Raw genomic sequence first — 10,920 nt, forward strand, 5'->3', positions numbered from 1 at the left:
ATATTGGATATTCCCATCTTCAGCCCGAGGTTTTAAAAATCCACCTTAAAAATATCGACGACGCTTTGGAGATGATCGAAAAAACCAAAGATTATCCTGTTGAAGCAAAATTTAAATGGAATATAGAATCATTATGGGCAGTTGAAAATTACATGAAACAGGCTTCGCCAACTCAAAAAGAAAAATTTATTAAAGCGGTAAAAGAGGGTAGCATCTGTTTATCGGCCTTGTATGCCAATATCCTTACGGGTTTAAGCCAGCCTGAAGAAATGTTTCATTATACAGATTATGCGGCTCAACTCAGAAAAGAATTTGGCTTTAAAATCAACAGCGCCATGATTTCGGATATTCCGGGCTTTGCCTGGTCAACCGTAACCGCTTTATCTAAGGGAGGCGTAAAATATTTTTCGAGCGGGCCAAATTTTATGGGAGAAGACCACCCTTATCTGGGAGATAGGGCCGGATATTTTGTGAAAGCCTGGGGCGATAAACCTGTATGGTGGACATCGCCCTCAGGAGAAGAAAAAGTATTGTTCTGGACCGGCGCTAAAGGATATTCCTCTTGGCATGGAACATCAATAGGTGGTGTATTTGATCGTGGACCAAAAAAAATAGCCGCTTATTTAAAAGAACTTGCAGCCAAGAACTATCCATACGAAATGGTACAATGGAGATACAATATTGTGGCAGATAATGGACCCATTGATACCGGGATTTCGGACTTTGTAAAACAATGGAATGAGAAATATGCTTCCCCAAAAATTGTACTCAATACAACCGACAAGCTTTTTGAAACTTTTGATAAACGATACGGAGGACAGATACCGACTGTTAAAGGAGATATTAGTCCGTACTGGGAAGATGGGGCTGTTTCTACCGCTTTTGAAGAGGGGAAAAACAGGATCAATAGTTTGCGTCTGCAGCAATTAACAACACTCTATTCGATGCTGAATCCTAAGCAGTATGATGCACAAAAATTTTACAAGGCCTGGACGAACATTATCATGTTCCATGAGCATACCTGGGGTGCGCACAACAGCATCACCGAACCTGATGTGCCCTTTGTTACTGAACAGTGGCGTATTAAAAAACAATTTATGCTCGATGGAGATACACAGATCAATACTTTGGAAGAAAATTTACTGCAGCCATTAAGCGATCCACAGTCTAAAAAAATTGCGGTATTTAATACCTCATCCTGGAAACGGACCGGACCGGTCGTATTATCGGGAACTGTAGCAGGGCGATCGGTGAAAGATGCAGCTGGCAACAAAAAGCCATTGCAAAAACTAAGTAACGGAAATTATGTGTTTATGGCCGATGTAGCTGCTTTAGGTACTGCAACCTATGAAATTTCTGATGATGCACCAAGTACTTCAGCAAGCCAGTTTGCTGTCGCTGAAAATTCGATTTCGAACGGCAAAATCGGATTCACCTGGGATAAAGTAAACGGAAGTATTACAGGATTAAAAACACAAACTAATTTCAATTATGCGGGTGGTTTTAACAATCAGGGCCTAAATAGCTATTGGTATGTTCCGGGTATGGATCCGCGAGAGGCTGTAAGCAATGGGGATGTGAAGGTAAAAGTAATTGAGAACGGGCCTGTTGTTACCAAGGTGTCGATTGTTTCAGATGCACCAGGCGCCAATAAACTGGAAAGAATATTGTCTCTATATGCTGAGAGCGATGCGCTATTGATCGAGAATATTTTAGATAAAAAATCGGTGCGATCGAAAGAAGCAGTTCACTTCGGTTATCCCTTTGATGCTTCTTTAAGCGAGACTACTATCGATGCCGGTTATGGCAGCATGCGTTATTTAAAAGATCAGTTGCCAGGCTCCAATATGGATTATTTATATGGTAGGAGATGGGTGGATGTATCAAAGGCTGATAAAGGACTGCAATGGATGCTGCTTGAAATGCCGCTGATAGAACCAGGAAATATGATTGATGAGCGACAGACCATGCCACCAAAACATAAAGAATGGAAAAAAGAGGGACAACCAACTTCAACCTGGTTCAGTTATGTGATGAACAATTATTGGCATACCAATTACAAGGCCGATCAGGAAGGTGAGGTTCATTTTAAATATGCTTTGCGCCCACACAATATGGTGAACGATGTTGAAATGGAAAAAGCAGCAACCGAGTTTACACAGCCCTTAATTGCATTGCCAGTTAAAAAGGAACAAACACTCCCTGCAACACTTTTTGAATTAAGCAATCCGAAAATTGTAGTGACCAGCATTACACCCAATACCGATGGAACTTTTGTGGTGCGTTTGTTTAATCCCGAACAGTCTGTACAACAAACACAATTTGTGTGGAAAGCATTGCAAGCAAAATCCATCACTGAGCTAAAATCTGGCGAAAACAAACCAGCTGTTGCCAAAGTGACTTTAGCAGCGATGGGTGTTTCTGAATTTTTGTTGGGCCGGTAAATCGGTTATATCATACATTAAATTAATACTGAACAAATGAAAAGAAGAACCGTTATCGCCTTAATCTTTTTTATTCAATTTTTGAGTGCTTCGGCGCAGCAAATCAGTTTAAAAAGCGAAGGTTTGAATCTCAATCTGTCTCCAAAAGGACAGTTAATAGCCCTTTCGAACCCTATTTCTGGAAAAAATTACCTGGCAATGGGAGAGAAGGCTTCTTTATTACAGATCCGGGTAGGTAACGATTGGTATCAGCCCAACGAGGCCACTTTAAAATCAGGGATTCTTTCTTTGGTTTATCAGCCGGTAAAAATCACGGTACAGTTAAAAGTGCTTCAAAAGAAAACACATTTAACTTTCGAACTGATCAAAATTGATCTGAAAGACAAGGTAAATGCGGTAATCTGGGGACCGTATCCAACTGTTATCAACAAAACAATTGGCGAAGTTGTTGGTGTGGTGCGCGATGGGGAATATGCCATTGGTATCCAGGCTTTAAACCCTAAAACTGTTGGTGGTGTTTTAAATAGCTCAGAAGGTGCTAACGAATCGCGTGGTTCTACGGCAATTCCACAACCTTATGGCAGCAGCCTGCAGGCCTTTAGTTTAGATCGTTCGAAARATAGAAAGCTAACCGTTTGGGGGCGCCCGGAAATGCCTGTAAAAGCGATTCCGAACGAGACAACACTAGGCAGCAAAATTGCACTTTTTGGATGCACTGAGCCTGAGGTTTTATCCCGCATAGGAGCAATCGAACTGGCAGAAGGCCTTCCACACGCACTTATTAACGGCGTTTGGTTCAAGCAATCGCCTGAAACTGGGAGGGCTTACCTGATTTCTGATTTTGATGAAAAAACTGTCGATGCCATGTTAGATTATACGCAGCAAGCAGGACTGGTTTCATTATACCATGAAGGGCCCTTCAAATCCTGGGGGCATTTTATTTTGGACCCAATTGCTTTTCCAAATGGAATTGCCGGAATGAAAACCTGTGTAGATAAAGCAGGTAAAAAAGGCATCCGCATTGGGGTACACACTTTAAGTACCTTTATCAATACCAACGATCCTTATGTATCACCAGTTCCTGACCAGCGCCTTTCGATGACAGGCTCATCAGTGTTGACAGAAAATGTAAGCGCAACCGCCACCGAAATACCTGTTGTTTCCGACCAGTATTTTAAAAATATTAAATCCAGTACGTTACATGCGGTAAAAATTGGAGACGAAATTATCCGTTTTAGAGAAGTTTCGGCAGAAGCGCCCTATAAATTATTGGATTGCCAGCGGGGAATGTACGGCACGAAAGCATCTGATCACCCGAAAGGTGAAATGGCAGGTATGCTGTTCGATTATCCCTATAATACCTTGTTTCCCAATTTTGAACTGCAACAGGAAATAGCCGGAAATTTGGGGCGTTTCTTTAATGAGACTGGTGTTTCGCATATGGATTTTGATGGACATGAAGGTTGTTTATCCGCAGGTGAAGGCGATTATGGTATGCAGATTTTTGCGGATAAGGTAATTAAGGATACCAAACATACCCTGGTAAACGGAACCAGCCGTTCCTATCACTACTACTGGCACCTTTGCCATTACTGGAACTGGGGAGAGCCCTGGTATGGCGGATTCCGCGAATCTCAGGGCGATTATCGTTTAGAAAACCAACCGTTTCTCGAACGTAATTATATGCCCAATATGTTGGGATGGTTTTTACTTTCCGCTACCACTACCGAAGAAGATATTGAATGGATGATGGCCAGGGCTGCGGGTTACAACGCAGGCTTTGCATTGGTAGCACGATATAAAAATCTTCAGAAAAATCCGAATACTGGTAAGTTACTTGCTTTAGTTAAGCTTTGGCAGGAAGCCTACAGATCGAAAATTTTCTCTGCCGATCAGATTACCCGGTTGAAAAATCCGGAGAACGATTTTCATCTCGAAAAAACAAACGAAAACTGGAAACTCTACCCGTTCAAGAAATACAAATTTGAGCATGAGAAAAAGGATCTTCAACCAGGAGAGCCTACTTTTTCTAAGTGGGAATTTACAAACAAAGAAGCGGAGCAACCCTTAAATTTTACCTTAACCTTTATGGGTAAAGAGGGAAGCATCAGTAACCCATGGATTGAAATTGATGGTTATTTCAAGTTGGAACTACCTGGCGAATATGAAGCCGGAAATTCTGTGGTTTGTGATGGAACCAGCATTAAAATGTACAACAAAAAAGGTGGTTTTGTTAAAGAAATTAGCTTAAAACAAGCTATTCCAAGCCTGAAACCTGGAAAACATACCATAAAATTTGATTGTCAGTTTCCTGAAGAAAAGGAGTTGACCAATAGATTTATTATTAAGACCATGAGCAGTGCCGAACTCATTTCGAAATAGGCGGTTCTTTTTCGTCTATCTCAAGATTAGGAGGTATTACTTATTGATCGGAATTCGCCATTTCCTTGCTTGCGTGCGCCTATGGACGTGTGGGGAATAAATAGATTTGTTGCTACCTTTAAGTTCAGGCAAGTAGCTAACTGGTTTGCTGTTAATTGCCAACGACAAGTTCATACATGGAAATAAATAATGGATACAGAAAATAAAATTAAATGTGCTTGTTGTGGTTTTTTTACGATCGAAAAGGATGCGATTTCAACGATCTGCCCAGTTTGTTTTTGGCATAAAGATTTTTATCAGGAGGAGCATATTGATGATGATGGAGGACCGAATTCAATTTCTTTGCGAGAGGCAAAAGTGAATTTTAAGTCTTTTGGGGTTATAGATAGAGAATTTTTAGATTTTGTAAGACCACCTAAAGAAGATGAGATTGAAGGATAAAGTAGATTTAGTATAGAATACAAGCGGGTATTTAATCAGCTTTTAAAATTAAGCTTTAAATAAACTAAAAATATCATGAAATATTTCGTCGTAGACCGGCTCTTTAACTGCTTTAGTTAGATGCTTTTTCTAAGTGATTGCATCAAAGCGCAAGTCAGGCTTTTGCTCAGGCTGGAGCACTAAGACTTGCGCTAGAATGTGTATTTACAGAAAATAATAATATTCTATTCCGCCGTTATCGGATCCATAAGGGCTGAAACCTTACTTATTGAATTTGCTGGGAATCCACCTTGTTTAGCATGTTCCAAGACCATTTGTTCATTTGGAGCATTGTAAATGCAATAGATCTTATTGTCTGTCACATAGCTGTTTACCCATTGTATTTGTGGCCCCATTTTGCTTAACACCTCGTTAGATGCTTTTGCAATTTCTTTTAATTGTTCCGCGGTTGATTTTCCTACTCCAGGAATTTCCCTTTCAATTACATACTTAGGCATGATAATAGTTTTTAAATTGTTTAAAAATTCAGTTAAATAGGGAGATTTATGGTTTGTGGCTGCAGGGGAAGCACTAGAAACCGGGGAGAAAATTCAGAATAGCTGCAGCTGAAATTCCAATACTTAAATTTACAAAAAAAATATCTGGTTTATGTGTTATCATAGTAATTTAACTAGGGATTTTGGGATTGATCTGGGATTTGGGCAAAATGCCATCCCTTGAAACGAGAAAAGCCTCAAGTCTTACGATTTAAGGCTTTTTATTTTTCTCTGGCGGGGAATCGGATTACCCACTACAACATCTACGGGAACTTTTCAGAATAATCAGGGAAATTTACAAGAATAAGAAGCGAATTGAAGATTATAAGAAAGGGCAAGAAGGAATTAGCTAAAGGATTTCCTGTTTCTGATCTGTAATCGACGTTTTAGATTTTTTTTTCAGATTATATTATCTAGTAGAGCATTCTAAGATTACTCTACCAGATAATTTTTTAGGGTGGTTACCCTTACTAGCGCGAGTCTTAGTGGGAGGCAGCTGGGTGGATGACTTGTGCATTCACTATATTTATCTAGCTGAGATTTTTTTTAGAGATTAATGTATTGATTTAACGAAATCCCAAGTCAGGCTTTTGCTAAGGCCGTGGGCGCTAAGACTTGCGCTAGACGGGTTTTTAACTTTTCATCTTATGCAACGAATTTAGCTAAAAATATCTCTATTTTTAGCTTCAAAAAAGTAACTTATAGTTCAAAGTATCCTTAAAAAGTTTTACTGATGCCATTTTATGGCTGGAATAACTAAGTTGGCGGCTATTAATACCGCAGAAACAAAAAAGTAACAATCAAAACAAAATATATGAAAATAATAACGTTAATTTTTGCTTTAACTTTTGGGCTTACAGCATTCGGACAGGCTCAGAAAACAAAAATTTTATTAATTGGAACTGTTCATTTTGAAACCCCACATACAGATCAATTTGAATTAAAAACGGACGATTTTCTTAGTGCTAAGCGACAAAGTGAATTAGAAGACTTAACTAATGCTCTATCTCAAACAAAAGCAACTAAAGTAATGATTGAAAGATCAGTTGAAAATCAACGTTCTAACGACAGTTTGTATAATTTATATTTAACAGATCATTATAAACTTACCGTTTCAGAAAGAGAACAAATTGGCTTTAGGCTAGCTAAAAAATTAAAATTAAATCATATAAATTGTATTGACAAATTTTATGGAATGTCACACGATAGCTTAATGGCTGCGACCGCAAAAGAAAATAAACAACTTTTTTTGCTAAAAGATTTAGGGACCAAGGCAAATTTAATGAAAAATGATTATGATAATCAATTGAAAAAAGGCACAATAAACGAAGTTTTAAAACACATAAATAAACCCGAAGAATTAAAAAAAAATTTATCACTTTATCTAAAATTTATGGCAAAGATTGGAGCAGGTAAAAATTTTGCAGGAGCAGAATATGTATCAGATTGGTATTTAAGAAATCTTGCTATTTATTCAAATATTATAAATCAAGTTGAACCTTCAGACAAATATGTTATTTTAATTTTTGGGCAAGGACACATTCCGGTATTAAAACATTTTTTAGAAAACAATGATAACTTTGATGTTGTGGAACTTAAGAGCGTATTGAAATAACAGCCGCTAAATGCCATCACCAAGTGGCGAAACGCTAGACACAATTGGCACAAAAGCTGATTATTTTCAAAATCTCATAACGTAATAAATATATAAAAATGAAAATTTTCGCATTTGCAGGAAGTAATTCTTCTACCTCTATTAACAAACAACTGGTAAAATTTGTATTGAAAAGTTTTGAAGGGAATGAAATTAATTTGATTGACCTTAACGATTATGCAATGCCTGTTTTTTCTGTAGATCTGGAAAAAAATGGATTCCCGGCAGCGGCACACCTATTTTTAAAGAATATTGAGGATTGTGATATTATCATATGTTCACTAGCAGAAAACAATCGCTCTTATAGTGCAGCATTCAAAAATACTTTCGACTGGGCTTCCCGGATTAATGTAAAAGTTTTTCAAAACAAACCGATGTTTCTGATGACTACTTCTCCGGGTGGGTTTGGCGGTGGAAATGTAATGGCAGAAGCGTCGAAGTTTTTTCCACAATTTGGAGCTGATATTAAAGAAGTCTTTTCATTGCCGAAGTTTTATGAAAATTTTGATGTCCATAATGGTGTTATAAATCAGGAATCATTGACTGAATTGAATACAAAAATCGAAAACTTCAAAATCCAGCTAGCAAACCCGTACTGATCTCAGTTGCTTTAATACTTTTAGATAACTATTCATCTTCTTATTCACCGAATCACTCAGCTATAAGATCGGAATTCGTGCGAAAATTGTAACTCCTTAAAATGCAAAAAGCCTGCTATCATACGATCTGCAGGCTTTTGTTGGTTTTTGAAACCATTTTGGCGGAGAGTGGGGGAACTGAACCCCAGCTTAAAATTCCGCTCTATGTGGTTTAAAAGACTCCTCTGATAACTGACTCACCGAATCACTCACCTGAATTTTCTTAACTGCAAATGCTATTAAGTAAAGATAGAAATTTTATAATTAAATTAAAAGTAGGCTTAATCAGTGATGTCAATAACACCACACATGGCTACTGGTTATACATTCTAGTAACCCTTTTTTYGATGGAACCGAAGGGAGTCGAACCTGTCCCTTTATCTGTTTGTAAATCAATTTATTGTGTATCTTTTTTTTGTTTAAGGTACCAAATACTCACCTCTATATTTTTGAATGCAAATTCTCAATTAAAGATAGAAAAATGGTTAAACATTTAAAAATCATTGGAACTTGGAACAATGGATAAATCCAACAAACTAAACTAAGTCAGAGTTTCTAAACTGGAATTTTGGCACTATGGGGAAACTAACTATTGATTGGTTACATGGCAGCCTTTCGATTTTGCAGTGCATTAATAACACCAACATTTTGACAATTAGGTTTATAATGTTTTAAGGTTAGTACTCCTGGAAAGGCCGTTATAGACGAAGCCCCAAGCGTTTAATGTATCGTTTATTGCGCGTAAAGTCAAGCGGCGAATTTTCGCCTCTCTATGCGCATTGTGAAGCGGTAGTAAACTTTGAAAAAGCACCGAAATAAGGTTGGAGGCCAGAATAGCAAAAGAAGATTTAATTGATATTTAATGGTCGATAATAAAGGTGTTCAGATGATAGATCGATGCTGAGGTGAGCCGTTTAAACATTGTTATTAATCCGTATAGTCAATCATTGGATTTTGAAGTTACTCAAATTGCGTAGCACAGGTTAGTTTCCTTAGCCAGCAGTTTGTATTCAACTGCATAATTATTTCTATTTTTTTTGATCTGATTACCAGTAAATCTAACCTTCAGGTAAGTACCGAACTAACCAGTAAGTACTTGTTCAATAGTAATATATAGCCTTACTTTACAAAAAAAAAACTTAAATATTATGATGCCGAAAGAAATTATTACTGCTTATTTGGAAGCCTTAGGTAAAGGCGATATAGGTGTTGCATTTTCATACTTTAGCACAGATGCACAGTGGCACCAGCCAGGATCGCATCAATTTGCTGGGCTAAAGACTGGTACCGAGGAAATCGGCAAAATGGTGGGTGGAATGATGGATGCTACCCAAGGTACCTTTGCCCTAAAACCGATCGGGAACTTGATGGTAAATGGCAATATGGCAGCCTTACCTGTTAACTTCACCGGTACCATCGAAGATCGGACTATGGATATGACAGGCGTAGACCTATTTGAGGTAAAAGATGGTAAGATCATAAATGTATGGTTGTTTTCTGATGATCAGGAACTTGAAAACACGTTCTGGGGAAAATAATGTGGTGCGCAATTTTACTAAGCCGCACTTTAAAGAGGGCATTTCTATTGAATGCCCTCTTTTAGCACATCCAAATTCATAGAGCTTTTATTTAGTGTGTGTTGCCAGAAGAATAGCTCTTGGGAGGCCAACTTTATTTGCCTATAGTTGGTCAAATTCTTTCTACTGATCCTATTCTTAAGCAACAATTGTGTATTAGCTAAAACCATAGATTTAATGTAACATTGTTGCGTCAAAAGACTCAAGTCTAACTGATAGATAACGGCTGTTAAGCATGTATGCTGTCGGTTTAACCACCAGACGTAAAAAAATAACTTATTACTTTAAATGAAAAACACGATTTTAAGCCTGAAAACAATCCTATTGGGATTGACTACATTATTTTACCTGCAGAATTCTGCATCTGCCCAGAATGTCAAATCAGCCACGCCCGTAAATGAAAAGCGATCAAAGACTGATACCATAAAATGGGACAATGACCATTACCTGGTCGACCGTGATTCTGCATTCAAAAATCCACTCCTTGCAATAAAAAAACTAATGGGAGGAAACAAAAGATTCGTCGAGAACAGATCTACCCGCCCTAGGCAAAGTGCAGAAACTATTAAAAAATTGGGCTTTGGACAAAAACCTTTTGCAACCATTGTAGGCTGTTCTGATTCGCGGGTTCCCAGCGAAGTGGTTTTTGATCAGGGGCTAGGTGATCTTTTTATCATAAGAACTGCCGGACAGGTTTCATCAGCAGCATCTTACGGCAGCATGGAGTATGCGGTACTTAAATTGTATACCCGCTTAATTGTGGTTTTGGGCCATTCAGAATGTGGCGCAGTAGCTGCTGCAGTAGAACGGCCGGAAAATGTTCCAGGCCATATAGTTACCTTGATAAATGAAATTAAACCGGCTGTGGCAAAAACCGCGAAAATGGCTGGAAACCCGTTGAATAATGCCGTGAGGCAAAATGTGATCGATCAGGTAAATGTATTAAGGGATTTAGATCCTATACTGCACAGCAAATATTCAAAAGGAGAAATTTTAATTGTAGGAGCTGTTTACGATGTTCATACAGGAAAAGTAGAATTTTTAAAAGAAACGATGCAGAACCTTCCCGGCAAAAAACGCTAAATAATCTAAGTTCGTTTACTTTATAAATACGGGAATATTCATAAGCCCCGAGGCGTACCTCGGGGCTTATCTAGATTTTTGAATCTTGACTTCGATTTCAGGACTTTAAGCTAGAAAACGATAACGGCCGCCTGGCTCAGGAATTACCGCTCATCTATTGATTAT

General features: G+C 38.2%; 8 protein-coding genes. 7 read left to right on the forward strand and 1 reads right to left on the reverse strand.

The window, feature by feature from the left end; translation table 11 throughout:
- The 3 genes from AC1DPQ_RS06485 to AC1DPQ_RS06495 all read left to right on the forward strand — a co-directional run.
- A partial coding sequence (locus AC1DPQ_RS06485) for a glycoside hydrolase family 38 N-terminal domain-containing protein (RefSeq protein WP_477608464.1) occupies positions 1–2,444 on the forward strand: 2,444 nt, incomplete at its 5' end.
- A gap of 36 nt (positions 2,445–2,480) precedes the next feature.
- Positions 2,481–4,826 (forward strand): hypothetical protein, encoded by a 2,346-nt coding sequence (locus AC1DPQ_RS06490; protein ID WP_477608466.1) that lies wholly within the window; start codon positions 2,481–2,483, stop codon positions 4,824–4,826.
- A 189-nt stretch (positions 4,827–5,015) separates the two neighbouring features.
- Entirely contained in the window at positions 5,016–5,267 is a 252-nt protein-coding gene (locus AC1DPQ_RS06495) for a CPCC family cysteine-rich protein (RefSeq protein WP_477579732.1), read from the forward strand.
- Between the two features lie 224 nt (positions 5,268–5,491).
- On the opposite strand, the gene AC1DPQ_RS06500 is transcribed toward AC1DPQ_RS06495, so the two are convergent.
- Positions 5,492–5,764 (reverse strand): DUF4242 domain-containing protein, encoded by a 273-nt coding sequence (locus AC1DPQ_RS06500; protein WP_215132317.1) that lies wholly within the window; start codon positions 5,762–5,764, stop codon positions 5,492–5,494.
- An 853-nt stretch (positions 5,765–6,617) separates the two neighbouring features.
- On the opposite strand from AC1DPQ_RS06500, the gene AC1DPQ_RS06505 reads away from it, so the two are divergent.
- The 4 genes from AC1DPQ_RS06505 to AC1DPQ_RS06520 all read left to right on the forward strand — a co-directional run bounded on the left by AC1DPQ_RS06505 (position 6,618) and on the right by AC1DPQ_RS06520 (position 10,755).
- The gene (locus AC1DPQ_RS06505) at positions 6,618–7,418 is read left to right on the forward strand and encodes a DUF5694 domain-containing protein (RefSeq protein WP_477579730.1); all 801 of its coding nucleotides are present in this window, start codon (positions 6,618–6,620) and stop codon (positions 7,416–7,418) included.
- 98 nt (positions 7,419–7,516) lie between these two features.
- Entirely contained in the window at positions 7,517–8,056 is a 540-nt protein-coding gene (locus tag AC1DPQ_RS06510) for an NADPH-dependent FMN reductase (protein WP_477579728.1), read from the forward strand.
- Positions 8,057–9,243: 1,187 nt separating this feature from the next.
- Entirely contained in the window at positions 9,244–9,633 is a 390-nt protein-coding gene (locus AC1DPQ_RS06515) for a nuclear transport factor 2 family protein (RefSeq protein WP_057934925.1), read from the forward strand.
- 327 nt (positions 9,634–9,960) lie between these two features.
- A complete protein-coding gene (locus AC1DPQ_RS06520; RefSeq protein ID WP_209435063.1) occupies positions 9,961–10,755 on the forward strand; it encodes a carbonic anhydrase in 795 nt (264 codons plus the stop codon).
- Positions 10,756–10,920: the final 165 nt, after the last annotated feature.

Source organism: Pedobacter sp. 01T416_2, from assembly GCF_056398925.1.

Coding starts and splice junctions, on each gene's coding strand:
- AC1DPQ_RS06495 (WP_477579732.1), top strand. CDS start 5,016: ATGGATACAGAAAATAAAATTAAATGTGCTTGTTGTGGTTTTTTTACG.
- AC1DPQ_RS06500 (WP_215132317.1), bottom strand. CDS start 5,764: ATGCCTAAGTATGTAATTGAAAGGGAAATTCCTGGAGTAGGAAAATCA.
- AC1DPQ_RS06505 (WP_477579730.1), top strand. CDS start 6,618: ATGAAAATAATAACGTTAATTTTTGCTTTAACTTTTGGGCTTACAGCA.
- AC1DPQ_RS06510 (WP_477579728.1), top strand. CDS start 7,517: ATGAAAATTTTCGCATTTGCAGGAAGTAATTCTTCTACCTCTATTAAC.
- AC1DPQ_RS06515 (WP_057934925.1), top strand. CDS start 9,244: ATGATGCCGAAAGAAATTATTACTGCTTATTTGGAAGCCTTAGGTAAA.
- AC1DPQ_RS06520 (WP_209435063.1), top strand. CDS start 9,961: ATGAAAAACACGATTTTAAGCCTGAAAACAATCCTATTGGGATTGACT.